The sequence below is a fragment of the Streptomyces sp. NPDC091209 genome, from assembly GCF_044757755.1.
GTDB lineage: Bacteria > Actinomycetota > Actinomycetes > Streptomycetales > Streptomycetaceae > Streptomyces.
In genome coordinates this window covers 47406-72136 of sequence record NZ_JBIVVR010000014.1, presented here as the reverse complement: position 1 = coordinate 72136, position 24731 = coordinate 47406, and the positions used below count along the sequence as shown (strand labels likewise).

Genomic DNA, 24731 nt, shown 5'->3' with positions numbered 1-24731 from the left:
TCAGGACGGTGTGGGGGCGGCAGCCTCCCAGACGAACCCGTCCAGGTCGGTGAAGGCGTCGGCGGTGCTGCCGAGGACGATGCGGTGCGAGCCCGTGCCGTCGGCGGGGACGCCGACCTCCTTGGCCAGGGCGCGGCGCCTGTACAGCGCCATTTTGACGGGGTGGGACTGACCGGGGGCGAACTCGACGTACATGCTGCCGACGCTCTTGGTCACGGTCATGCCCCGGCCGGCGTAGAACTGCTTGGTGGCCCTCACCGCCTCGACGCCGATCAGCAGGACGACCTCGTCGATCTCGCGGGTGTCGGGGCCGGTGTCCTTCTTCGCCGAGGTCGCGATCTTCCAGATCGTCCCGTCCGGGGCCTGGAGGACGCCGCTGTAGCCCCACAGCGACTTCGCGGCGGGCTTCAGGACCGTGGCGCCGGCGTCCACGGCGGCACCGATGAAGCCGTCGACGGTGGCCGGCCCGGACACCGTGAGCGCCAGGGTGAAGCCGCGGAATCCGGTGGAGTGCGCCTGGGACGCCCGCAGGTGCAGGTACGTGTCCACGCCGAAGGCGCTGTAGAAGCGCCGGGCGGCCTCGACGTCGGCCACCTCAAGGGTGATGGCCGCGATGGACGTGGTAACTGGGGTGGAAGTGGTGGTTGCCATGACCATCACCGTAGGGGCCGTGCGGCGGCCGGGGCTTCTCGATTCCTGACCGGTCTTGAGACCTGCTTCGCCACGCACGCCGGCATCCCCTCCACCCTGATCGCCGACCCGGCATCGCGGCGGGCACCCGCAGCCTCGGCACGGCCGGCCGCCGCTTCCGCCGCCTGGCGCCGGAACGCCCCGGGCGGCATGCCGACCAGCTCGGTGAAGCGGGTGGTGAACGTGCCCAGCGACGCGCAGCCGACCGCGAAGCAGACCTCGGTGACGCTGACGTCGCCCCGCCGCAGCAGCGCTGTCGCCCGCTCGATGCGACGCGTCATCAGATACGCGTACGGCGACTCACCGTAGGCGGCCCGGAACTGCCGACTCAGGTGCCCGGCGGACACGTCCACATCACGGGCGAGCGCCTCCACGTCCAGTGGCTGCGCGTATTCCCTGTCGATCCGGTCGCGGACGCGGCGCAGCCGCGCGAGATCAGCCAGGCGCTGCGCCTGGATGCGTGCACGCCGCCATTCAGGCTTGCACATGAGAACCCTCTCCTTCGTCTTTCGTCCTCGATTTCCTTCGACGTCTTCCTTACGACGTCTTCGACGTGTCGGGGGTGCCCACTCCGGTGCGCCGCCGCGTTCCTCATGGGTGGTGGCGATGCCGGCCCGCACGGCTGCATCGGTACCCGCACTGCTCAGCGAAGCTCCTGGATGCGGACCAGGTTGCCCGCTGGGTCGCGGAAGGCGCAGTCGCGGATGCCGTACGGCTGCTCGGTCGGCTCCTGGACGACCTCGGTGTCACCCGCCTGCACCTTCTCGAACGCGGCGTTGACGTCCGGGGTGGCCAGCAGGATCCATCCGTAGGTGCCCTTGGCCATCATCTCCGTGACCATGCGGCGCTCGTCCTCGGTGATGCCGGGATCGGCGGCAGGCGGTGTCAGCAGGATCGAGGTGCCCGGCTGACCGGCCGGGCCTACCGTGATCCAGCGCATCCTGCCCTGGCCGACATCGCTGCGGACCTCGAAACCGAGGACGTCGCGATAGAAGGCGAGCGAAGCGTCCGGGTCGGCATGCGGCAGAGAAGCCGTGTGAATGGTGATGTCCATGGCGAGCAGGCTAGAGGCGGCTCCGTGAACCGAGCTTCTCGATTCCTGACCGATCCGGACACGCCCGGACGTTCGCGGGCATGTCACGCGGAGCGCACTCGCTCCCCGAGACAGAGCCCCCGAGGCCCCGTCAGCCGCTCTCCAGGGCCAGCTCCTTGGACTCCCCGCCGCCCAGGTCCCGCGCGGCTGCAGCTTCACGGTGGTGCCCCGCCCCGCGGACCGGCCCCAGGGACACGAGATGTGCGGCTGCCGGCGGCCGTCCCCGTTATGTTTTCCGCGGTCCTGCAATGGGACCGCTGGCCTCCGGCCCCGGCATGACTGTGTCCCCCTGTCGAAGGCATGACCTGGGGGGTGGTGTCACCGGGTCCGGGAGGTGCCGTCGGAGACTCTGATGAGAGATCCGGCCACCGTCCGGTGTCCGGTCCGGCGCACGCCCGGCGGAGTTTCTCGGGGCGGGCCCGCCTCCGGTGTTCGCGGGCTTCGGCAGCTTCGTCGCGGGCGGTCCCGAGCACCCGTCCGCGCTCCTGGTGAAGGCCTTCCGTACCGCTGGCGGCCGCGATCCGTGAGGCCCTCGTGATCCCGCCTTCCCGTCCCCACGCACAGGCCGACAGGACGGCCTCGCGGCCGTCCTGTCGGCCTCTGGGAAGTGCCTAGCTCCAGGCGGCGCCCGCGGGCTCCTGGACGGTGGCGTTCAGCCGGTTGAAGAAGTTCGTCGTCGCGATCATGAGGATGATCGCGGCGAGCTGCTGCTCCGTGAAATGGTCGGCGGCCTCGTCCCAGACCGCGTCCGGCACGGCCTGCCCGCTGTGGTCGGCCAGCCGGGTGGCGGCCTCGGTCAGTGCCAGGGCGGCGCGCTCGGCGTCCGAGAAGAACGGCGCCTCGCGCCAGGCAGCGACGGCGTGCAGGCGCTCGTCGGTCTCCCCGGCCTTCTTGGCGCCCGTGACGCCGGCGTGGACACAGGAGCTGCAGCCGTTGATCTGGCTCGCGCGCAGGTGCACCAGGTCCAGCGTGTGTTGGTCGACCCCGCCCTGGTGAATGGCCTTGTAGAGGTTCTGAATGCCCTTCATGGCGTCCGGCAGAACCTTGGCGGCGTTCGTCATACGAGCCTTCATCGGGTGCTCCCTCAGCGGTGTTCTTCGTTCTTCCGTCCGTCACAACACTGACGGATCCCGCCCCACGGGTGGGACCGGCGAACGAGGGAAACCTTTCGAGCGGCGGCACGCCCCCTCCAGTGACCAGCGGCGATTAGGGAGCCTCATGCGCGTCTCAAGCACTGCTTGAGCGAGCCTCATGCGTGCCTGTGCCACCGCTCCAAGGAACCTCATGCGCCCCTGTACGACCGCACAGCTGACGGACTGAACCGGGCGATCCTCGCGCAGGGCCGGGGCCTGCTGCGCCAGCGCACCGGACACAAGGCCCCCGGCCGGGTCGAAGACGTCCCCGCCCCCTACACCTCCCTGCGCTGCAGTGTCTGCGGATGGATCGACAAGAACTCGCGCAAGAGCCAAGCCGAGTTCGTCTGCTCCCTCTGCGGCTTCACCTGCAACGCCGACACCAACGCAGCAACCAACGTCGCGGCAGGACAGGGCGGGATCCCCCGCCCCCGGCGAACAGCCGGTGCCGCAGGGACGACACCGCCCAAACGGCGGGCGAGCGTCCGTGAACCTCAACCCACCTGGGTCGGAATCCCCCTCTTTTAAGAAGGGGAGGATGCCAAACAAGGCTGAGGTCAGGGAATTCGGCCGGAAACGGACCGCCATCGGGCGAGGGAATCCGAGTTCAAGCCAACTCGAGGGACGCTCCACCAGGACTCCATCCCTCTGGTGAAGAACCTTTGTGTACCCAGTTCCGTACGAGCCCCCGCTCCACGGCTCCTGACCCTCGGTGAGCGTCACATGACGATCCAGATCCCGGCACCATCCCCCACAGAAACGGTTCCACCGCCCGTTCCTTCCCCCACCGTTGTGAGCCGATACGCTGCCTTCGTCGCCGGCCGGCGCTCCAAGTGGGTCGTGCTTGTGCTGTGGTTCCTGCTCATGGGTATCGGTGGCTCGCTGGCCGCCGGCCTGGCAGACGTACAGGACAACGACCCTGAGGCCTGGCTGCCGTCGAGCGCCCAGTCGACCAAGGCGGTGCAGCTCGCGGAGCAGTACTTCGCCGACAAGGACTCCAGCACCGCAGTCATCGTCTACGCCCGCGAGGGAGGCCTCACCCAGGCCGACCTGTCCCGGATCGACGGCGATCGTGCCCGGCTCGCCGACAAGGTGGCCATCGGCAAGGTCTCCTCTGCCGTGGTCTCCGAGGACAAGGTCGCGGCCTTCGTGAGCGTTCCGCTGCGCACCTCGCCCAGCGACAACAAGGTGCTCACCGACAAGGTGACCGAAGCCGGCAAGCTCATCTCCGACGGCGCCCCCGCTGGTCTCGACGTCAAGATCACCGGCGAGGCCGGGAGCATCGCCGACTTCGCCGAGGTCTACTCCGGCATGGACGGCGCCCTGCTGGGTGTCGCGCTCGGCGTGGTGGCGCTGCTGCTGCTCGTGACCTACCGCAGCCCGGTGCTGTGGCTGATTCCGCTGATCACCGTGGGGCTGGCCAGCCAGGTGGCGAGCGGCGTCGTCTACCTCCTCGCCAAGCACGCGGGGCTGGTGGTCAACGGTCAGAGCGCCTACGTACTCATGGTGCTCTCGGTAGGCGTGGGCACCGACTACGCCCTGCTGCTCATCTCCCGCTACCGGGAAGAGCTGCACCGGCACGAAGACCGCCACACGGCGATGTCGCTGGCCGTGCACGGCTCGCTGTCGGCCCTGGCCGCCTCCGCCGCGACGGTGACGATCGCGTCGCTGTGCCTGGTGTTCGGCAGCATGAACAGCACCCAGGGTCTGGGACCGGTCGTCGCCATCGGTGTGGTCCTGGTGTTCTTCGCCATGACCTCGCTGCTGCCGGCGCTGCTGGTGATCCTGGGCCGCTGGGTGTTCTGGCCCGTGAAGCCGCGCGTCACTGCGGGATACGACCCGAACTCGGCGCAGGGGCACGGCACGTGGGCAAAGATCGCCGAGGCCGTGGGACGGCGCCCGCGCGCGGTGTGGATCGGCACGGCGTTGGTGCTGGGCGTCATGGCGCTGGGCATCGCCGGCGTGCAGACCGGCCAGACGCAGGCGGAGCAGTTCACCGGCAAGGTCGACTCGGTCACCGGCCAGCAGGTTCTGGCCAAGCACTTCCCCGCAGGCTCGTCCGCTCCTGCGGATGTGTACGTCCGCGACGCCGGGGCCGAATCTGCGGCGGCCGTCGTCGCCAAGGTGCCCGGTGTGTCCTCCGTCAGCACCCAGGTGGCCAAGGGCGGCTGGACGCACCTGACAGCAGTGCTCCGCGACGCTCCGGACTCCGCGGCCGCCAGGGACACCGTCCGGGACATCAGGACGGCGCTGGACGGATCGACCGGGCCGGCAGCCGACGCGGTCGTCGGGGGCCAGAGCGCGGTGGCGCTCGACGTCTCCGTGGCGCAGGGTGACGAGGAGACGCTGCTGATCCCGCTGATCCTCGCGGTGGTGGTGGTGATGCTCCTCATCCTGCTGCGGGCTGCCATCGCATCCGCGGTGCTGCTCGGGTCCGTGGTGCTGTCGTTCGCGGCGGCCGTCGGCACGGCCTCGCTGCTGTTCCACGCACTCGACCACGCGAAGATCGACCGCGGGCTGGTGCTGTTCGGCTTCATCTTCCTCGTCGCGCTGGGCGTCGACTACACCATCTTCCTGATGACACGCGCAAAGGAAGAGGTGCGGCTGCGCGGGCACCGCGAGGGAATCCTCACCGCGGTAACGGTGACCGGCGGTGTCATCACGTCGGCGGGCGTGGTGCTGGCTGCCACGTTCTGCGTCCTTGCGGCCATCCCCACGGTGAGCGCACTGCAGCAGGGGCTGCTCGTAGCGGTCGGCATCCTCCTCGACACGTTCCTGGTACGCAGTCTGCTGGTTCCGGCGCTGGCCCTGGACCTGGGGCCGCGCTTCTGGCGGCCGGGCCTGACGCCACAGGAGACGGCGCCGCACGAGTCCGCGAAGAGCCGGGCCGAAGCACCGTCAACCGTCTGAGTTTGCGGTGTGACGTCGCGGGTCACTCGACGAGCTGATCCGCGGTTCTTCCCGGGACGACGCAGGCGGCCGTTCCTCACGCTTCGAGGTGTCAAGCAACGAAGCGCTGAGGAACGGCCGCTGCGTTTGTGTGCCCCTTCCCCTGACGGCCTGCTCGTCTGCGGGGAGGCGCACCTGGGAGGCGTTCGTCGCCGAGCGCTCGGCGGTCTGAGCGCCTGCCCGTATCCCAAACGCCGCTGCCGGGGCTCCCAAGAGCCCCGGCAGCGGCGTTCATCCGCAGGCGCAGACGGGCTCAGCGCGGCTCCAGCTCCTTGACGAGCGCCCGCTCCACCGGTGTGAGCGGCACCTCCCAGCACAGCCGCTCCGGGTGCCCGGGCACGGGGTCCTCCAGACGCAGGAACCGCTCCGGGCGTTCGGGATCCACCCCCGTGTAGTAGCTGCCGTATGCCTTCAAGGCGCTGTACACCTCACGCAGGCAACGGCGGGCAAATGAATGCATCATGTCCGACCTCACTTCAGGGCCGTGGTGACGGGCCGTTCAGCCCACATTCCGGGGGTGCGGCCGAGAAACACTGGACAGCCGCCTCAAGCACGGTCGAGAACCGCTCCACCGCCGTCCGTGCCCGCCTCGGCCCGCAACCGGCTTCCGCCGGTGTCCCGCCCGGGCAGGCCCTTACCCGTCACCCGTCGGCGGACGGCGCGGCCGGTGGCCAGGCGCGGACCGGCCGCGCGCAACCGCACGCCGGACGGCCCGGACCACCCGGCGGGCCCTGCCGCGCCACGCTTGCGGCGACGCCGGGCGAGCTCCCCGGACGGGCCGGCCGGAGCCGCCCGGGAAGCGTTCAACTGCGTTCCCGCGTCCGCAGTCGCACGCGGCACGTGCCGGTTAGATCGAAAACACGCCGGAAAGGCCGCCGACCCGCCGAAGAGAGGACGCCTTGACTTCCCCTCCCTCCTGAGGGAGGGGGATTCCTACGGCTCGCGCTGTGGGGTTTCCTGTTTCGTCACCGACTGCCCGCCCGGAGTGCTCCGTTGAGGTCTTGCACCAGCTCCACAGGCTGTCACCGCCAGTCCGGCGGCCGGCAGGTTCTTCGCCGCGTTCACGTCCCCGTCGTGGACCGTGCCGGGTCAGCAGGTGGTTCAGGCCGACGTCGGTACCGACGGCCGTTTCCTTGGCCGGCACGGGCTGCACGGACGGGTCGTCGCACAGCAGCGAGACGAACCAGCGTCCGGCCGGATCCTGGGAGACGGTCACCGTCGAGGGGGACACGCCGGCGGGCAGCGGCCTGGACCAGACGATGTCCAAAGGCTCACGCATCTTCGCGAGCGTCAGCCGGCCGTCCCGGAAACGGAACGCGTTGGCGGTGTACTCGGCGGACCTGCGTGACTTCTTCCTCGACTTGAACCTCGGGTACTTCGCCCGCTTGCCGAAGAAGTTGGTGAACGCCACCTGCAGGTGCCGCAGTGCCTGCTGCAGCGGAACCGACGACACCTCGTTCAAAGTAGGCCAGTTCCCCGGTCTTCTTCCAGACCGTCGGCATCGCCGAGGTCTGGTTGCAGTTCACCCGCTCCTGCCGCGTCCACGCCTGCGTACGCGCGGCCGGCGCCAGGTCGTAGACCTTGCGCACGCATCCGAACGTGCGCGACAGCTCGGCCGCCTGCGCATCGGTTCGGACAGAAGCGGTACTTGAACGCCCGCTTCACACGAGTGGCCAAGGAGAAATTCAGATGACCGCGGGAGCACGCCACCCCGCACGCCGTCCGTGTACCGCGTCCAGTCGCCGCCGGTCGAGCGGCGACGCGCGGCGGTCCAGCCGGGCCGCGAGCAGCCGCGCCGCCCGGTCGTACTCGCCTCCCGCGATCAGGGCGTGCAGCAGGGTCTCCTCCACCACCTCCTGCTGGGCCTTGCTGGCACCCGTGCGCGCCACCAGGGGAAGCAGCGGCCGAAGCCGCCGTACCGCCTGCCGCCAGTCCTCCCGGACGACGGCCGACAGTGCGTCGCACAGCGGAGCGACCACCAGCGCGAACACCGCCTGGTGGTGGGCCAGCGCATGGGCCCGCAGCTGCCCGAGGGCGTCGAGGTCCCCGGCCGCGGCGAGGGCCAGCGCGCTGTGCAGGGCTGCGAAGCTCGTCGCCGGTGCGTCCAGCCAGTGCCGTGGAGCGGCGTGCAGCAGTTCGGCGACGGGCAGATCGCCACTCCAGCTGTCCGTCATGCGCGCCCGCCACAGCATCGAGGCGGAGTCGACCAGCAGCCGGCCCCCGCTCACCTGGCAGGCGATGAGTTCCCGGCGGTAGCGGCGCAGCAGCGCGGGCCGGTTGTCGAGCGACAGCTCGTGCAGGGCGGCGTGCCAGGAGACGTGGGAACGGTGACCTGCCCCGTCCCCGTGCCGGCGTAGCCATTCGTCCAGCCAGGCCAGGCCGGCACGGTGTTCGCCGGTCTCGTAGTACACGTGGGCCCGGGCGTGGACGGCGTGCCCCGCACGGGGCTGTGCGGCGAGTGCCCGGGAGGCCAGGGTCTCGGCCTCTTCCCAACGTTCCTGTTCCTGCCGGACGAAGGCCAGCTGCCCCAGGTACCACCAGTCGTCCCCGTAGGTTCCCGACAGCCCCTCGACCAGCGCCCATGACTCCTCGGCGTGGGTCACACCGTTGAAGGAGACGGTCGGTACGGCCGCACTCACCGCCAGTGCGTCCCGGGGATGGCCGGCGATGTGGCCCAGCAGGGCCGCTTTGCCCCGCTCCTCGGTACCGGTCAGGCAGGCGTCCACCGCGGCGACCAGGCTGCGTTCGCGGTCGTCCGCCCGTACGGTCGCGGCCCGTCGGGCGGACGTGAGTGCCGGGGGTGTCTGCCCGGCGCCCCCGGGCTCGTGGCCGAGCAGTGCCAGAGCCGCGTGGCCGACGGCGAAGTCCGGGTCGACGGTGACGGCTTCGGTCAGCAGTTCCTCGGCGCCGAGGCTGCCCGCCAGGATGCGTTTCAGGGCCCGGTCGTACAGCTCCGCCGCCTCGGGCGACGTGCTCAGGCGCTGCCCGTAGTGGTCGGTCGGTGCGGGGGCACGGCGGTCGGTGAGCACGTCCAGCAGGCTGCCGGCGACCTCGGCGGCCTGTGCGCGGATCTCCGGAACGGCGGTGGTCTCCAGCAGGTTCCCGCGCCGCGCGGCCCCGATCGTCCACAGCCGCAGGGCCGGGGCGCCGGCCGAGGGCACCAGCCGCCCGTCGCCGGCGGTGTCCAGCCCCAGACCGGCGGGGCCGGTGCGGCCGTATCCGCGTTCCAGCACGCAGCGCACCAGGGGATCCATCGTGCCGCGCGGGCCCGTCCGAGCGCCGGTGCAGTTGACCACCGCACCGACCCGCAGCCGTGTGCCGTCGCTGAGGGCGACCTCCACCGCGCCGTCGACCGGCACGGCACCGAGCACCCTCCCGGCGCCGGTTCGCAGCAGGCCCGACGCCAGCAGTCCGCGGAGCGTGGCCGCGGCCGCGGGTGCCATGCGGTGGCGGTGCACCTCCCAGGTCCGCAGGTCCTCGTCCAGGAAGCGGGCCCGGTCGGCCACGGGCAGTTGCTGCCACAGCGCCGCCGTCAACGGGCGCAGCCCGTCCAGGGCGGGGCGCCAGTCCCCGCAGGCGCGTCGGGTGGCGGACAGGTGCCCTCGCACGCTCCGGCGCAGCGTGTCGAGACCGCGTGTACCGTCCAGGTCCGGCGGCGCCTCGGCCGGCGGGGCAGCGGAGGGCAGGTGCTCCTGGGGAAGGAGCCCGTGGCGGGACACCGCGTACACCACGCGGTCCGGGCGGGCCAGCGTGGCGGCCAGGTCGACCATGGTCAGACCGGTGCCGACGAGAAGGACGTCCCCCTTCCCGGCGGGGCCGTCGAGAGCGCCCGGCGCCCAGGGGTCGGCGACGAAGCGCCCGGATTCCCTGAGCTCGGCGCCGGCCCAGTCCTGTGCCGGGGCGAGGCTGCCCAGCGCCAGTACGGCCGCGTCCACCCGCAGCTCACCGCCGCCGGCGAGCCGCAGAGCCGGCCCGGATCCCTGCTCGCGTACGGCGACGACTTCGTCCCGCACCCGGTGCAGGCGGGCGTGCCCGCAGGCGTCGGCGGTGCGCTCGACGATGTCGGTCAGGTACTGCCCGTACACCTGGCGGGGGACGAAGTCACCCGGCGCGGTGTGCGGGTTCCGGTCCGTCAGCCAGCGCAGGAAGTGCCCGGGGTCGTCGGGGAAGGCGCTCATGCGGCCGGCGGGCACGTTGAGGAGATGGCGCGGATCGGACGTGCCGTAGGCGACACCCGGCCCGGTTCGCTCGGCCGGGTCGATCAGCCATATCCCGACCGTCCGGCCGAGCCTGTCGGCCTGCCGCATCAGCTGGACCGCCGTGAGCGACCCCGCCGCGCCGGCCCCGACGACTGCGACGCGGCGCATCAGAGCCGACTTCCCGCACGCGTGGCGTCGTCCGTGCGGACGCCGCTGAAGCCCCCGCCCGCCGTGCCGCCGGCCGGGGCGGTCGCGGGGCCGCCCCCCGTCTTCTCGCAGGGGGTCGTGGTGCCGTCACGGGAAACGACCTTGCGCATATGCACTCCTCACGCCGAACGGAGGTCTCTCACCCCCACCCGGTGGCATCCTTGAGCACCTTGCTCGACCACGGGTCGAGGAACGGTCGCGAGCCAGGTGGACCCCGGTCATGCGCAACTCCGTATCCGCAGGAGGGGGAGAAGAGGTCCCGGCATGCGGGCCACCAGCGAGCGCGAGGCCCGCCCGGCGGTGTTCCGGTGGCTTCATCGGTTCCGGGTGAAGGCCCGCCGGCCGGCACACGCGCACGCGGTCGCGGCCGGTGAACGCCGTGAGGGCTGTGCCCGCTTCGCGGTCGGCGCGGGCAGTCACCAGTTCCGTGTGACGGGCCGGCGGTGGTTCGCCGGACCGGGCGGCGCCTCGCGCGCGGGTGCGGGTGCCGGGGCGGGGCTGCCGAGCGGACGTGCCGCTCAGGAGACCACGGGCCGGCCCTGCCCGCCGGCGGCACGGGGCCGGTCACGGTCCGCGGAGGGAGTCCAGGCCGCGGCCGTCAGGCGCAGGGTGCGCTCGCGGCCGGCGGCGGTGATGTCGTAGGGGACGAGCATGATCTCGTCGGCGCCCAGCGCGGCGGCCAGCCGTCGCAGGCCGGCGGCGACGGTGGCCGGGCCGCCGCGCACGAGCTGCAGGTCCTCCAGCATCCTGGAGATCAGGTACCGCTCCCGCGGCTCGGGCAGAGCGGTCCCCGGGGACGTCGCCGTGTGCTTCTGCCGAAACCGTGCGGCGGCGGTGTCGTGGGCGAGCCGCTCGGCCTCCTCGTCGGTCCCGGCGCACTGGACGTTGACGGACGCGATGACATGGGGACTCGTGCCGAGCGGGCCGGGGGAGAAGGCCGACCGGTAGCGGTCCAGGGCCGCGGGGCGGGACGTGGGCCCGAGGTGGGCGCCGTAGGCGAAGGGCAGCCCGCGCGTGGCGGCGGCGCGGGCGCCGTTCTCGGAGGTGCCCAGGACGAACACGCCGGGCGGCACGGGCAGCGCCGGGGAGAGTTCCAGGTCCTGGAAGGCGTGGCCGCCCGGCCAGCGGCCGTAGAGGAAACCGATGAGTTCGTCGAGGAGCTGGGGGAACTCCGCGCGTGCCTGCGCAGGCCGGCGCAGGGCGCGGTCCAGGAGGGTGCCGCTGTCCGTGCCGCCGGTCGCGCGGCCGACGCCGAGGTCGATCCGGTCGTCGTGCAGCGACTGCAGCACGGCGAACTGCTCCGCGATGGTGAGCGGCGCGTGGTTGGTCAGCATCACCCCGCCGGAGCCGACCCGGATGCGGTGCGTCACCGCTGCGATGTGCGAGATCAGCACCGCCGGTGAACTGCCGGCGCAGCGGGGGGAGTTGTGGTGCTCCGCCACCCAGAAGCGGTGGTAGCCGCACGCGTCGGCGGTCACCGCCGTGCGCACGACGTCGTGCAGTGCCTGGCGGGCGGTGCCGCCGGGCGCGACCAGCGCCACGTCCAGCACGGACAGCGAAACCATGGAACCTCCCTGGAGGGTGCGGGGCGGTGCTCGTGGGTGTCAGGCCGCGGCCGTCCGCGGGTCCGGCGCGGCCGGGGGCGACGGCATCAGCAGTGCGACGGCCGCGAGCAGGGCGAAGGCCAGGGCGAACAGGGCGGCGGTGCCCGACAGCGACAGATACGCCAGCAGCACGCCCGCCGTCAGCGGGCCGAGCGGCTGGAGGATCTCCGTGGTGAACCCCAGGGCCGTCGTGGTGCGGCCGTAGATGTTCTCCGGCACCGTCGTGGCCAGGATGGTCCCGAACACCGCCCCGTTGACGGGGGTCAGCAGGCACAGGGCGGAGTACCCGGCGGCGAACGCGATGCCGCTGCCGGTGTACCAGGCGAGGGCGAGCATGACGGCGGCGAGCGCGGGACCGGCCGCCATCACCGTCTGCATGCGCAGCCTGCGCTGGAGGAAGGGCGCGATCAGCGAACCGGTCAGCCCGGTCACCGCCGCCGCGCTCATCGCGAGGCCCACCGCCGCGGCGCCGTTGTGCTCCCGCCCGATGCCCAGCAACAGGGCGTAGGCGAGGGCTTGGAACGCGAAGTTCTCGCCCGCCGCCAGCCCGGCGACCGTGCGCAGGAACGGGTCGCGGACCACGTAGCGCAGTCCCGCGGTCAGGCGGGGCAGGAACCGCTCGCGCGGCGCGGCCTTGGCCCCGCCGCTGCCCTCCTGCGCCTCCTGCGCCTCCTGCGCCTTCTTCGGGTCGGCGGCCCGGTCCGCCGCACCGCCGGCCCGGGCGGACCGGGCGGCCTCGGCGCGGCGCAGCGACCGGTACAGGGCCAGCACGCACAGCGCGGACACCGCGTAGGTGACGGCGTCGATGGCGAACGGCAGCCACAGCGAAGCCGCGATGAGCAGACCGGCCACGGCCGGGGCGACGATCCCGGCGGCGTAGGCCCGCGCCTGGTTCAAGGAGATGGCCGTGCCCAGCTGCGCGGCCGGCACGACCCGGCGGACGGTGGCGTTCTGGCTCGGCCGGAACAGCTCCACCCCCACCTGCGCCACGACCACCGTGACCACGGCCAGCGCGATCGGCAGCCGGTCCAGGTACGTCCACACGGCGACGGTGGCGACCGTGACCAGGCGGGCCAGGTCGGCGGCGAGCATCAGGCGCCGGTGGCTGTAGTGGTCGGTGAGGTACCCGGCCGGCATCCGCAGCACCATCGCCGTCACCAGCACGGCGGTGCCGATGGTGCTGGTCGCCGACGTCGAGTACCCGCTGCTCAGCAGGGCGAGCGGCAGCACCAGCGCGGTCATGGACGTACCGAAGTCGGACAGCGCCTGCCCCACCCACAGCAGCCGGAACTCCCGGTTGGCCCGCAGCGGTACGGCGGCGGGAGCCGCCTGGGAGGCGGCCGTGGTCGCCTCCATCACGCACCGGTCCGGCCCGCGGCGGCGGGCAGCAGGTCGTCCAGCAGGAAGTTGCCGTTGGTACGGCCGCCGGGGCGGGCCGTGCGCAGACGGTCCAGGAACAGCGCCACACCGGCCGACCCGCTCGCGAGGTCGCAGCTCTCGCGCACGGTCTGCTCACCGGGGAAGACGATGCCCTCGGGCCGCTCGATCGCCATGCACAGCACGGACTCGGCCACCCGCTCCGCCTCCGCCAGCAACTCGGCGTCGCCCAGGAACTCGTAGGCGTCGAGCAGGACGTTGCCCAGCCCGCTCGTCCCGTGGAACAGCTGCGGGAACACCGTGTACTTGCGGCGGACGTCGGGCAGCAGCCCGGTGATCCGCTCGCGCAGCACCGGATCGCCGGTGACGTGGTGGTAGCGCAGCAGCGTGGTGAGGACACCGGCCGTGCCGTGGTCCCAGTAGTGGCGTACGACCATGACGGGCTTGTCGTCCGTGGCCACCGTCGCCGGGAACGACAGCCGGCCGCCGGCCCCGGCGACCACCTGGGCCAGGTCGAAGTCCAGTGCGGCCCGGCCCAGTTCCAGCGTGGCCCGGTCACCGGTGGCGTGGTGCAGGGCGAGCAGGAACAGGGCGATGCCCGAGGCACCGTCCGCGTAGCCGACCGGGGTCGGCCGGGCCGGGTCGGGCCAGTGGGCCAGGCCGTCCTCGCGGTGCGCCGTCCCGGCCAGGTGGCCGCCGACGGCGACGGCACGGTCGAGGAACTCCCGCAGCCCCGAGTCGCGCCACAGCCGCAGGCACGCCATGCCGTGGCCGGCCGCCCCGGTCAGGACACCGGGCTCGGACAGCAACTGCGGGTGGCCGTGCGCGTCCCGGAGCGTTTGTACGGCGATGTCCAGGCGGCCGATGGCCGACTGCGCCCAGGCCACGCCCGCCGAGCCGAAGTACAGACCGGCCGGCATCGCGTCGTGCGCGGTGGAGTGCCGCAGCGCCCAGGCGTGCAGATCGTCGGGCACCGTGCCCCGCAGCCGGTGCAGCACGTACAGCGGACCGTACGCGCCGTGGGCGAGCGAGAGCGGATTGGTCCGGAACACGGCGGCGTCGGCCGGGAAGAGCCGGTCCTGGCGGTCGAGGTCGGCGGTCCGCGCCCAGAAGTCGGTGACCCCGTGGAGGGTGGCCTCCACCCGCTTGTGCAGCTCGGCGCGCGCCGTCGTGTCCGTCACCGGGGGCAGTCCCAGCGGGGGCGGCCGGCGCCAGGCGTCCGCGAAGGGCAGCGCCTCGATCCGCCCGCGCAGGGCGGCCGGGTCGGGCAGCTCGGCGTCCTCGTCGTACAGGTCGGTGATCAGCCGGACGAGTTCCGCGGGGAGTTCGAGGTCGGCGGCCGCTTCGGCCAGCAGTCTGCGCGGCATCGTGGAGTCGATGAAGTCGGTCTGGTGGCAGAGCAGGACACAGCCCAGGATCAGGCCGCCGAGGGCGTAGTGGTCGGTGCGCCGGTCGCCCTGCGCGGCGAGCCTCGCGCGGCGGGTCACCATGCCCGGCGTGTACAGCCGTGCCCCGCGCGCCGGGCCCGCGGGAGCGTCCTCGTGGAAGGCGGACTCCATGTCGATGACCTGGACCCGGTCGTCGCCGGTGACCATGACGTTCGTCAGCGACAGGTCGCCCAGCACGATGCCGCGTTCGTGGCAGACGGCGATCGCGTCCGCGACCTGGAGCCACAGCGTGCGGAACCGCTCGTAGTAGTCGGTGAGACGTCCGGCGCTCAGGTCGAGGTTGTAGACGGGGTTCTCGACGATGCCGAGGTGCCCGAGGTGGGTGCCCTCGATGAACTCCTCGACGAGGAAGGAGTGTTCCCAGTCGGTGAAGAACGCCACCGGGCGCACGAACAGGCCCGTGTCGGCGAGTTCGGTGAGGATGTCGTACTCGTGCCGCAGCAGGTGGACGGCGTCCGTGCCCTCCGGCCCGATCTGCACGCCCGGCCGCGCCTCGCGGATCACCACGTCCGCGCCCGTGTCGTTGTCGATGCCGCGGTAGATGCCGCCACGGTTGCTGAACTTCATCGCGCTGACGATGGTGAAGCGCCCGTCGGCGAGGGTGATGCCGGCGTCGGCGGACCCGTCCGTCCCCGCGGGTCCGCCGCCGGCCGCGTCCCGTGCCGCGGGCTGCTCCGGGGCGGACTCCCCGGTGAAGGGGTCCGTGACCCAGGCCGGGAGATGGAAGTACGGGTGCCGGATGTCCACGACCGGCTCGCCGTCCGGGGTGCGGATCAGCAGCTCCTTCATCCCGGAGGGCCGCATCCGGGAGATCGACACGAAGCCGCCGTAGCGGTAGTGGACCACCCGCGATCCGGGATAGCGCCGGTCGGAGAGGATGTGCGGGCCGTCGAAGCCGGCCAGGGCCTCGGTCAGCGCGTCGCCGACCGCCCGGAACTCCCGCTCGTCGGCCGGGTACACGGTGATGAACTTCCCGCTCGCACCCCGTGGGAAGGACTTGCCGTTGGACTCGAGCATCGCCGCCGGGTCCATCAGGAACTTGAAGTGCACGCGGGCCTCCCGCAGCAGCGGCAGCACGGCGCGCAGCGTGGCCGCGCTCGTCCGGGAGGTCGCCGACACATGCAGCTTCCACCCCTGGGCGACGGCCGGCACCTGCGGCGGCGCGGTCAGCAGCCAGTAGCCCCGCCGCCACAGCAGCCACGACGCGGGCATCGCCGCCCGGTACTCGCGCAGATGCTCCCCGCCGGGCGCGCGGCGCTCGAAGTCCTCGAACCAGCGCGGGTGGTGCGTCATATAGGTCTGGATGATCTCCCACTCGAGCTGCATTCCGCCCATCCCCTCTGCCGAGACCGGAAGTTGATGACGCGCCGTCCGGCCGGGCCGGGGAACCGCTGTCCCCGGCCCGGCAGAACGCCGTGACCGCGCGAACGCCAGCCGTCAGAAGCAGCTGATGTTGTGGCAGGAGCCCCCGCTTCCCGCGGGGTCGCTGATGATGGAGGCCTCCTTCTCGGGGTTGAGCTTCTGCAGGCCAAGGACGGCGTCCTGGCCGGCCGCCAGGTGCGCCTCCACGTCGCCGCCGGCCTCCGCGGCTTCTGCGGTTTCTGCGGTTTCTGCGGGCTCGACGGGCTCGGCGTCGGGACGGATCTCCTCGGACATGACGTCACTCCTCACATCGACGGGTACGGGGCGTGCGGCGGTGCCGTGGCTCGCCGGCCGCCGGGCGGCGGCCCGGACAGCCGGTCATCGGACGTCTAGAAGCAGCTGATGTTGTGGCACGAGCCACCGCTGTCGGCCGGCGGCACGATGCCGCCCGCCGCCTCCTTCTCCGGGTCGAGCCGCTGCAACTGCAGGACGGCGTCGGCGAGCGAGTGGGCGGCCACCTCGGCCACGCGGGCCACCTCGGCCGCCTTCTCGACCTTGGTGGAGTCGTCCTCGCCCTGCACGGGTACCTGGTCCGCTTCCGCCATGGGATCTCCCTCCCTCATGAGCACGAGACCGGCCCGGTCCAAACTCCGGTCCGGCTGGCCCCAGACGGTAGGAACACCCGCCACAAGAGCGGTTCGCGGACGGTGAAAACGCAGCTCCGACCCCCTGCGACGGGACGCCGAACGGTCCGCCGGTACGCGCACCGACCGGCACCACCATCCGCTCCACAACCCTGACCTGCACATATACCGATTACGAACCGCTTCGCAGTCACAGGCTCGACACTCGGGCCGGTGAAGGACGACCCGTACCGGACCACGGCCTCACCGAGAAAAAAGGGGGGGCGGCCATGCGGCTGGCCGAGCTGATGGCGCTGCGCCAGACGATCGCGGCGGGCGCCCTGGTCTCGCTCACCGAGCGCTGCCCGCTGAGCTGCGCCCACTGCTCCACCGCCGCCACCCGCCGCGGCCGCGACCTCGACAGCGCCGCGCTGCTCGGCTTCCTGCGCACCTTCACGCCCGCGGCCCGCCCGGACGTGCTGATGCTGACCGGCGGCGAGCCCCTGCTGCGCCCCGGCCTGGTGATCGAGGCGGCCGCCACCGCCCGCGCCCGCGGCACCCGCACGGCGGTGCTCTCCGGCGCGTTCTTCGCCGACGGCGGCCCGCTGCCGCCCGCCGTCCGTGACGTCGCCCGCGCCGTCGACCACTTCTCGCTCAGCCTCGACGCGTTCCACGAGCGCCACGTCCCGCGCCGGGACGTGTTCGACGCGCTCGACGACCTGCTCGGCACCGGCGTCGCGGTCAGCCTGCATCTCCTCCAGAACGGCCCGGCCGACCCCTACCCCGACGAGGTCTGCGCGCAGGTCCTGCGCCGCTTCGGAACGGACGTACCGATGCTCGTCGGGCAGGTGCGCCCGGTGGGCCGCGGCGGCGCGCTGCGCCCGCGCCCCCGCCCGCCGGCCGGCCCCGACCCGTGGGCGGCCGCCCCCTGCGACATGGCCGCCTGGCCGGTCGTCACCACCGACGGCACGGTCACCGCCTGCTGCAACCAGGACGTCGCCGACCGCCGGGTGCGCCCCGGCCACCTCGGCCTCGGCGACATCCGCACGACGACATGGCAGACCGTGCGCGAGCGCGCGCACGCCAGTCCGATGCTGCGGATGATCCGCACGGTGGGCCCCGTCCACATCGCCGCCCGCGCGGGCCTGCCCGCCGACGGCTACTGCGCCACCTGCCACCGGCTCGACGGCTCGGACGCCGCCCGGGACTTCACCGACCGCGCGGGCTCAGGCCCGGCCGGTGAGCTGCTGCAGGCGGCCGCGCTGCACCGGGGCGAGCGGGGCGGCCCCGCCGCGCTGGTGGCCCGCCACGGTCCCGCCCGCCACGCCCACCTCGTCGACCCGGGCCACGACCCGGCCGGCCGGCCCCGGCAGGAGCACACGCCGTGACGGCGGCCCCCCGGCCCGCCGCCCCGGGCGTGCGGCACACCCGGACACCCCTCGGAGCCGAACTGCGCACCGTCCTCGGTCTGGTGGCCCCCGTCCTGCACCGCAGCGCCGCCCGGCTGTGGCAGCCGCAGGACCTGCGGGCACGTTATCTGCGCTACCTCGTCACGATGCACACGGTCATCCGGGCCTCCGTACCGCTGATGGAACGGGCCCAGGCCCACTGCCGCGAGGCGCCCGGCACCGACCCGGCGGCTCGGCCGCTGGGCCGCTACCTGTCCGCGCACATCCCGCGTGAACGCCACCACGACAGCTGGCTGCTGCGGGACATGGAGGCCGCCGGACTCCACCTCGGCCGAGAGCTCGCCCGGCCCCCCTCGCCGGAGGTCGCCCGGCTGGTCGGTGCCCAGTACTACTGGATCGACCACTTCCACCCGCTGTGCCTGCTCGGCTATGTGGCGGTACTCGAACTCAACGCCCCCGCCGCGCCGTTGATCCCCTGGCTGGCCGACCGCACGGGTCTGCCCCCGGCCGCCTTCGACACCCTGCGCCTGCACGCGGAGATCGACGGCGGCCACGGTACGGCGGTACTGGGCGCCCTCGACGAGACCGCGCCGGCGCCGCAGCTACGGGCGGCGGTCAGGCTGAGCGCGCTGCACACCGTGCAGGCGCTCGCCGACGTACTGAACGCCCTGACCGACGCGACGGACCGCACCGGCCGTCCTGCCGAGCGAGAGGATCACCGACTTGACGTATTCCCCTCCCTGAAGGGAGGGGGTTCTTACGGCTCGCGCCGCGAGGTTTCCTGTTTCATCGCCGACTGCCCGCCCGGAGAACTCCGTTGAGGTCTTACACCAGCTCCGCAGGCTGCAACCGCCCGTCCGGCGGCCAGAAGGTTCTTCGCTGCGTTCATGTCCCGGTCGTGGGTCGTGCCGCAGTCGCACGTCCAGGTGCGGACGTTCAGCGGCATCTTGTCGGCCAGGGTGCCGCAGGTGGAGCACAGCTTGGACGAGGAGAACCACCGGTCAACGGCGATCACCTCACGTCCGTACCAGGCAGCCTTGTACTCCAGCATGCTCCGGAACTGCGACCATGCCGCATCGGAGATGGCGCGGGCGAGGCTCCGGTTTTTGACCATGCTGCGCACGGTCAGATCCTCGATCACGAGCGTTTGGTTCTCACGCACGAGCCGGGTGGTCAGTTTGTGGAGGTGGTCCTGGCGCCGGTCGGCGATCCGGGCGTGGATCCGGGCGACCTTGCGCCGGGCCTTGGCCCGGTTGGCTCCGTCATCCCTGGCCTTCTTCGCCAGGCGGCGCTGGGCCACAGCGAGCCGGTCGCGGTCACGGCGCTCGTGTCTCGGGTTGGCGATCTTCTCACCGGTGGACAGGGTCAGCAGGTGGTTCAATCCCACGTCGATGCCGACCGCCGTATCCGTGGCGGGAAGCGGCACGACGGCGGGGTCCTCGCACAGCATCGACACGAACCAGCGTTCGGCCGCGTCCTGGGACACGGTCACCGTGGACGGCTTCGCCCCCGCCGGGAGCGGCCGGGACCAGACGATGTCCAGCGGGTCCGTCATCTTCGCCAGCGTCAGTTTCCCGTCACAAAAACGGAACCCCGAGGTGGTGTACTCGGCGGACTTCCGGGACTTCTTCCGCGACTTGAAACGCGGGTACCCGGCCCGCTTGGCGAAGAAGTTGGTGAACGCCACCTGAAGGTGCCGCAGGCACTGCTGGAGCGGCACGCAGGAGACGTCATTGAGGAACGCCAGTTCCTCGGTCTTCTTCCAGGCGGTCAGCATGGCCGAGGTCTGGTTGTAGTCGACCCGCTCCTGCCGTGTCCACGCCTGTGTCCGGGCCGCGAGCGCCAGGTTGTAGACCTTGCGGACACAGCCGAAGGTACGCGACAGCTCTACCGCCTGCGCATCCGTGGGATGGAAGCGGTACTTGAACGCCCGCTTCACGTGAGCCGTAGCCATGCCTCACAAACTAGCGGGACTACTTCAGCTGCGAGTCGGAGCACGGTCTTTCGCCCCAGGGGCGAACCCCCCTCGCCGCCCTGCTCCGCAGGGATTTCGTTTCCTTCCCCGCCTAAAGGCGGGGGTATCCACGAAAGGACACAGATGACACCGGACAGCGGTGAGGAAGACACCGTCGGCGGCGCGGGGGAGCACGGCACCGCACCCGTACTGCGCGCCCTGGAACAGGCCGGCTTCCCCGTGCGGGCGTTCACCGGCGAGCAGCGTGCCGTCTTCGCCGCGCTCACACCGCAGGAACTCGAACTGATCCTCGACCTGAAGGCGCGCCTCGACGTCGTGGAACCGGAGGTGCAGGCGCACACCGTCGTCGCGGGCGCGGCACTGTTCTGAGAAGCCCGCACGAACGGGCTCGCACGAACGGCCGTACGACCGGCCGTCCGGGCGGCCGCGCACGAGCGGCCGTACCTGTTTGACGACGTCCGACGGCGAGCAGCGAGGGGAGGGCTCATGCAGCAACGCAAGGTGATCACCGCGCTCTTCTGCGATCTGGTCGGATCCACCGAACTGTCGGGGGCGCTGGAGCCGGAGACGCTGCGCTCCGTGGTGCTGCGCTACTTCGACGCGATGCGCGGCGGGATCGAGTCGCACGGGGGGACGGTGGAGAAGTTCATCGGGGACGCCGTGATGGCGGTGTTCGGCGTGCCGCACATGCACGAGGACGACGCGCACCGGGCCGCTGCGGCGGCCCTGGAGATGATCGCCGCCCTGGACGGGCTCAACACCGAGCTCGAACGGGACTTCGGCAGCACCCTCGCGGTCCGCATCGGCCTGAACAGCGGGGAGGCCGTGACCTCGCAGGACCTTAAGGGGGACGGCACGGCCGTCTCCGGCGAGGTGGTCAACGTCGCCGCCCGGCTCGAACAGGCGGCGCAGCCCGGACACATCCTCATCGGCCCCGCCACCCGCACGCTCCTGGGCCCCGCGGCGGTCGTCGAAGCGGTGGGCCCGCTCGCCCTGAAGGGCAAGCGCGACCCCGTCGGCGCGTTCCGGCTGCTGAGCCTGACAGCCGGGGACGGGCCGCCGGGAGCATCGCGGCCCGCCGCCGCCCTCGTCGCACGCGCACGGGAGTACGACCGGCTGACGGCGGCGTGGACGCAGGCCTCACGGGAGGGCACCGGCCGCCTGATCCGGCTCACCGGCGACGCCGGCATCGGCAAGACGCGCCTGCTGCGGGAATGGCTCGCGGCCCGGTCCGCCGAGGGCTCCCTCGTCGGCACCGGCCGCTGCCACTCCTTCCGCGACGAGGCCAGCCTGGCGCCCCTGGCGGCCGCGATCCGGGAGGTGCTGGACACCGCGACCGCCGGCACCACGCCGGCACCCGCGGGCCCAGGACCACGGCCGGACCCCGCCCCGGCCCGGCCGTGGGACGAGGCCGCCTACGAGGTGCTGCGCGGCGGACTGCTGGCGGACGGCACGCCGAGCCCGTCCGCCGAGACGACCTGGGCGGCCGCCGCGACGGTGCTGCGCACCCTGGCCGCCGCGCGGCCGGTCGCGCTCGTCCTGGACGAACTGCAGTGGGCCCGGCCCCAACTCCTCGAAGGAATAGCCCGGCTGACCGACGCCCTGGCCGGATCACCGGTACTGCTGATCTGCTCACAGCGCACCGGCGAGGACGAGCCGCCCGCCACCGCCGACGAGATCGGTCTTCGCCCGCTGTCCCGCGCCGACTCGCTGCGCCTGGCCCGCGCCCTGGCAACCGGCGACCTGGACGACGGCGTACTGCGCACGGTCGTGGAGCGCGCCGAGGGCAACCCGCTGCATCTGGAACAGCTGCTGACCATGGTCGGGGACGGCGCCGACCCGGGCGAGCTGCCGGTGACCGTCACCGCCGTCCTCGCCGCCCGCATCGACGTCCTGCCGCAGCCACAACGAGCGGTGCTCGACGCGGGCGCGGTGATCGGCCGCCGGTTCGCCGTCACGGAGGTCCGCCGGCTCCTCGACGACCCGCCCCCGGACGCCGCCCGCCCCGCCCGCCGGGAACCCGTACCCGTGGAAGGCCCGGTGCGCGACCTCCTGCGACGCGGCCTCCTCGAACCGGCTCCCGGGGCCCCGGCGGCCTACCAGTTCAGCTCCGGGCTGCTGCACGACGTCACCTACCGGGCCCTGAGCAAGACCCGGCGGGCCGCCTGGCACGAGCAGTTGGCGATCAGTCCCGCGGCCGGTGCGGCCCGGGCCGCCCACCACCTGGAAGCGGCCTACCTGCACCGGCGCGACCTCGGGCTGCGGGGCGAACACGTCGAGGGCCTGCGGGGCCGGGCCGCCGACGCCCTCGGCGGCGCGGGCCGGCACGCGCTCGCCCGCGCCGACCTGTCCTGGTCGGCGGAGCTGCACGCCCGTGCCCTGGCCCACTGCGCCCCCGGCGAGGCCAGGTGGCGCCATGCCGCGCAGGGACTGGGGGAGACCTGGCTGGCGCTCGGCCGGACAGCCGAGGGCGGCGACCTGCTCAGACAGGTCCGCGACGCGGCGGCCGTGGCCGAGGACCGGCTCGCCGGGGCCCACGCCGGCCTGCAACTGGCCTCCCTGGACCCCGGCGCCGCGCCAGCGACGGCCGCCGACGCGGCACGTGCCGCCCTCGCGGTGTTCGGGGAGTTCGACGACCGGCTGGGCCTGGCGCGTGCCCATGTGCGGCTCGCGCAGGAGCAGCAGTACGCCGGACGGCATCGCGCCGCGAGCGATCTGCTGACCGTCGCGCTGGGCCACGCGCTGGCCGCCGCGGCGGCCCCGGAGCGGGCCATGGCGCTCGGCGCGCTCGGCATCTCCCTGTGGCACGGACCCACCCCGGCCGGCGAGGCGGTGGAGCGCTGCCGTGCCCTGCTCGCCGAGCACGGCCCCGGCAACCCCGTCGTGGTGGTCGCGCTGAACTACCCGCTGGCGAATCTGCTCGCCCTGTGCGGCCGCATCGGCGAGGCCCGCGGCTGTCTGACGGACGCCGAGCGGTTCGCCGCCGGGCTCGGCTACGCGGAAGTGGCCGCGTTCGGGCCGCTGTTCGCCGCCGGGGTGGAGGTCCTCGCGGGATCGACGCGGGAGGCGGAGCGGCTGCTGCGGCAGGCCGTGGAGACGTTCCGCACGGTGGGCGGTCCGGTCCTGCACGCGGTTGCCTGCCGGGACCTCGCCCGGGTGCTGATCGCCCGCGGGCTGCCCTGGGCCGCGGTGCCGGCCGATGTCCGGGACGTGACGTCGGGCCCGGAGCCCGCCGGCGCGGGCCGGCCCGGCGGGGCTGTCCCGGCGCCCCGAGCGGCGCTGTCCCCGGCGGACGCGGCCGACGACTTCGGGGTGCGGGCCCTGGCCGCCGCCGTGACCGGGGACGCCGTGAACGCGCTGCGGCTGGCCCGCCGCGCCGTGGCGGCGGCGGACACCACGGATTCACCGATCGGCCGCGCGACCGCCCGGCTCGACATGGCGCAGGTCCTGTGCGGGACGGGACGGCCGTCGGCCGCCGGGCGCAGCGCGGGCCAGGCGGGCCGTCTGTTCCGGGCCAAGGGCCATGCCGTGGGAGTGCGGGCCGCGGCCCAACTGGCCGCCCGGGCAGCCGAGATGACCCGGGAGCGGCCCCGGGGCCGCACCGCGACGAGCGGAGGCGGCCGGTGACGGGCGCGTTGAGCTGGGGGCTGGGGGACCGGCGGCCGGACGACATCCGGGTCCCAGCGGCGGCCATGGACGGCGCCGTCACCCCCGCGTGGGCGTGGGGCGGTTCCACCGGCCGCGGCGTACGGGTGTGCATCGTCGACAGCGGGGTGGAGCGCGGCCACCTCATGGTCGGGCGGGTGGCATCGGCGCACGTGGTCGTCGAGGGGGACGACGGCCGCCCGCGTACGGTGGCCTCCGACAGCGGCGATGCGTGCGGCCACGGCACCGCCTGCGCGGGGATCGTCCGCGAGGTCGCCCCCGACTGCGAGCTGCACAGCGTGCAGGTGCTCGGGGAACGGTTCACCGGTACCGGCGACTTCCTGCTGGCCGGTCTGCGGTGGGCGGTGGAGCAGGGCTTCGACGTCATCAACATGAGCCTGTCGACCACCCACGAACGCTTCATCCGCGAGCTGCACGAACTGGCCGACGAGGCGTACTTCCGCCGCTGCGTCATCGTCGCGTCGGCGCACAACAGCCCTGTGGTCAGCTTCCCCTGGCGGTTCAGCTCCGTGGTGTCGGTCGGAAGCCACCAGGAGGACGACACCGGGCTGCACCTGTACAACCCGAGTCCGCCGGTGGAGTTCTATGCCAAGGGCCAGGACGTACGCGTGGCGTGGCTGGACAACTGCGTCACCCGCACGACCGGCAACAGCTTCGCCACCCCGCGCATCGCGGGACTGTGCGCGCTGATCCTGGCCAAGCACCCGGCGCTGACCGTCTTCCAGCTCAAGACGGTGCTCTATCTGACGGCGGCCAACGTCCGTGCGACGCAGGCGGCCCACGAGACCACCCCCACGCCCGTGCCCGCCGCTCCCGTGACCACCCCCGCACCCCCGCACCCGCCCGCGTCCGGCGCGGACCCGGTGGGCGACGGTCTCGTATCCGCGCACGGCGCCGGCCGGCAGGCGGCACCGGCGGATGACGGGCAGCGCCCCGACGACGGCCGGCCCGGATCGCCCCCGTCCCCCGAGACCCAACCGGAGAAGTGAGGTCCGC

20 protein-coding genes and 1 pseudogene are annotated in these 24731 nt (G+C 72.9%); 7 read left to right on the top strand and 14 right to left on the bottom strand.

What is annotated here, in order from left to right; translation table 11 throughout:
- From ACIQRL_RS32725 to ACIQRL_RS32710, 4 genes are all read right to left on the bottom strand, one after another.
- Positions 1 to 657 carry a glyoxalase gene (locus tag ACIQRL_RS32725; RefSeq protein WP_401338386.1) on the bottom strand — a complete coding sequence of 219 codons (657 nt, stop codon included), beginning with the start codon at positions 655 to 657 and terminating at the stop codon, positions 1 to 3.
- The gene (locus tag ACIQRL_RS32720) at positions 657 to 1178 is read right to left on the bottom strand and encodes a helix-turn-helix transcriptional regulator (protein WP_401338384.1); all 522 of its coding nucleotides are present in this window, start codon (positions 1176 to 1178) and stop codon (positions 657 to 659) included. The genes ACIQRL_RS32725 and ACIQRL_RS32720 overlap by 1 nt, the downstream gene beginning before the upstream one ends.
- Before the next feature lie 155 nt (positions 1179 to 1333).
- Positions 1334 to 1744 (bottom strand): VOC family protein, encoded by a 411-nt coding sequence (locus tag ACIQRL_RS32715; RefSeq protein ID WP_401338382.1) that lies wholly within the window; start codon positions 1742 to 1744, stop codon positions 1334 to 1336.
- A gap of 650 nt (positions 1745 to 2394) precedes the next feature.
- On the bottom strand, positions 2395 to 2856 hold the full coding sequence (locus tag ACIQRL_RS32710; protein WP_326782977.1) for a carboxymuconolactone decarboxylase family protein: 462 nt from the start codon (positions 2854 to 2856) through the stop codon (positions 2395 to 2397).
- 165 nt (positions 2857 to 3021) lie between these two features.
- Between ACIQRL_RS32710 and ACIQRL_RS32705 the strand changes: the two genes are divergently transcribed.
- Together ACIQRL_RS32705 and ACIQRL_RS32700 are read left to right on the top strand one after the other, a co-directional pair.
- Positions 3022 to 3444, top strand: coding sequence for a zinc ribbon domain-containing protein (locus ACIQRL_RS32705; RefSeq protein WP_401338379.1), 423 nt, complete (start codon positions 3022 to 3024; stop codon positions 3442 to 3444).
- A 264-nt stretch (positions 3445 to 3708) separates the two neighbouring features.
- On the top strand, positions 3709 to 5826 hold the full coding sequence (locus tag ACIQRL_RS32700) for an MMPL family transporter (protein WP_401338377.1): 2118 nt from the start codon (positions 3709 to 3711) through the stop codon (positions 5824 to 5826).
- A gap of 292 nt (positions 5827 to 6118) precedes the next feature.
- Here the strand turns inward: ACIQRL_RS32700 and ACIQRL_RS32695 are convergent, their stop codons facing one another.
- The 9 genes and pseudogenes from ACIQRL_RS32695 to ACIQRL_RS32655 all read right to left on the bottom strand — a co-directional run bounded on the left by ACIQRL_RS32695 (position 6119) and on the right by ACIQRL_RS32655 (position 16667).
- Positions 6119 to 6328 (bottom strand): DUF6059 family protein, encoded by a 210-nt coding sequence (locus ACIQRL_RS32695; protein ID WP_401338375.1) that lies wholly within the window; start codon positions 6326 to 6328, stop codon positions 6119 to 6121.
- Between the two features lie 470 nt (positions 6329 to 6798).
- Positions 6799 to 7542: pseudogene (locus tag ACIQRL_RS32690) on the bottom strand (RNA-guided endonuclease InsQ/TnpB family protein).
- A gap of 8 nt (positions 7543 to 7550) precedes the next feature.
- Positions 7551 to 10232: an FAD/NAD(P)-binding protein gene (locus ACIQRL_RS32685; protein ID WP_401338372.1), complete on the bottom strand. Its 2682-nt coding sequence runs from the start codon at positions 10230 to 10232 to the stop codon at positions 7551 to 7553.
- The gene (locus ACIQRL_RS32680; RefSeq protein WP_401338369.1) at positions 10232 to 10381 is read right to left on the bottom strand and encodes a hypothetical protein; all 150 of its coding nucleotides are present in this window, start codon (positions 10379 to 10381) and stop codon (positions 10232 to 10234) included. Before ACIQRL_RS32680 ends, ACIQRL_RS32685 begins: the two co-directional genes overlap by 1 nt.
- 408 nt (positions 10382 to 10789) lie before the next feature.
- A complete protein-coding gene (locus tag ACIQRL_RS32675; RefSeq protein ID WP_401338367.1) occupies positions 10790 to 11836 on the bottom strand; it encodes an MsnO8 family LLM class oxidoreductase in 1047 nt (348 codons plus the stop codon).
- A gap of 39 nt (positions 11837 to 11875) precedes the next feature.
- Positions 11876 to 13231, bottom strand: a complete 1356-nt coding sequence (locus ACIQRL_RS32670; protein ID WP_401338365.1) for an MFS transporter — start codon at positions 13229 to 13231, stop codon at positions 11876 to 11878.
- Complete coding sequence (gene lanKC / locus ACIQRL_RS32665) at positions 13231 to 16026, bottom strand: class III lanthionine synthetase LanKC (protein ID WP_401338362.1); 2796 nt, start codon at positions 16024 to 16026, stop codon at positions 13231 to 13233. The genes ACIQRL_RS32670 and lanKC overlap by 1 nt, the downstream gene beginning before the upstream one ends.
- 111 nt (positions 16027 to 16137) lie before the next feature.
- Entirely contained in the window at positions 16138 to 16356 is a 219-nt protein-coding gene (locus tag ACIQRL_RS32660) for a hypothetical protein (RefSeq protein ID WP_401338360.1), read from the bottom strand.
- A 95-nt stretch (positions 16357 to 16451) separates the two neighbouring features.
- Positions 16452 to 16667, bottom strand: coding sequence for a hypothetical protein (locus ACIQRL_RS32655; protein WP_401338358.1), 216 nt, complete (start codon positions 16665 to 16667; stop codon positions 16452 to 16454).
- Positions 16668 to 16975: 308 nt separating this feature from the next.
- Between ACIQRL_RS32655 and ACIQRL_RS32650 the strand changes: the two genes are divergently transcribed.
- A complete protein-coding gene (locus tag ACIQRL_RS32650) occupies positions 16976 to 18073 on the top strand; it encodes a radical SAM protein (protein ID WP_401338356.1) in 1098 nt (365 codons plus the stop codon).
- On the top strand, positions 18070 to 18915 hold the full coding sequence (locus ACIQRL_RS32645; RefSeq protein ID WP_401338354.1) for an iron-containing redox enzyme family protein: 846 nt from the start codon (positions 18070 to 18072) through the stop codon (positions 18913 to 18915). The genes ACIQRL_RS32650 and ACIQRL_RS32645 overlap by 4 nt, the downstream gene beginning before the upstream one ends.
- Here ACIQRL_RS32645 and ACIQRL_RS32640 read toward each other — a convergent pair.
- Positions 18852 to 20048: an RNA-guided endonuclease InsQ/TnpB family protein gene (locus ACIQRL_RS32640; protein ID WP_401338351.1), complete on the bottom strand. Its 1197-nt coding sequence runs from the start codon at positions 20046 to 20048 to the stop codon at positions 18852 to 18854. The genes ACIQRL_RS32645 and ACIQRL_RS32640 overlap by 64 nt on opposite strands.
- 144 nt (positions 20049 to 20192) lie before the next feature.
- Here ACIQRL_RS32640 and ACIQRL_RS32635 point away from each other — a divergent pair, with 144 nt between their 5' ends.
- The 3 genes from ACIQRL_RS32635 (at position 20193) to ACIQRL_RS32625 (ending at position 24724) form a co-directional block, all read left to right on the top strand.
- Positions 20193 to 20438 carry an aroma-sacti cluster domain-containing protein gene (locus ACIQRL_RS32635; protein WP_401338348.1) on the top strand — a complete coding sequence of 82 codons (246 nt, stop codon included), beginning with the start codon at positions 20193 to 20195 and terminating at the stop codon, positions 20436 to 20438.
- 117 nt (positions 20439 to 20555) lie between these two features.
- Positions 20556 to 23696 carry an adenylate/guanylate cyclase domain-containing protein gene (locus ACIQRL_RS32630; RefSeq protein ID WP_401338346.1) on the top strand — a complete coding sequence of 1047 codons (3141 nt, stop codon included), beginning with the start codon at positions 20556 to 20558 and terminating at the stop codon, positions 23694 to 23696.
- Positions 23693 to 24724, top strand: a complete 1032-nt coding sequence (locus ACIQRL_RS32625) for a S8 family peptidase (RefSeq protein ID WP_401338344.1) — start codon at positions 23693 to 23695, stop codon at positions 24722 to 24724. Before ACIQRL_RS32630 ends, ACIQRL_RS32625 begins: the two co-directional genes overlap by 4 nt.
- Positions 24725 to 24731: the final 7 nt, after the last annotated feature.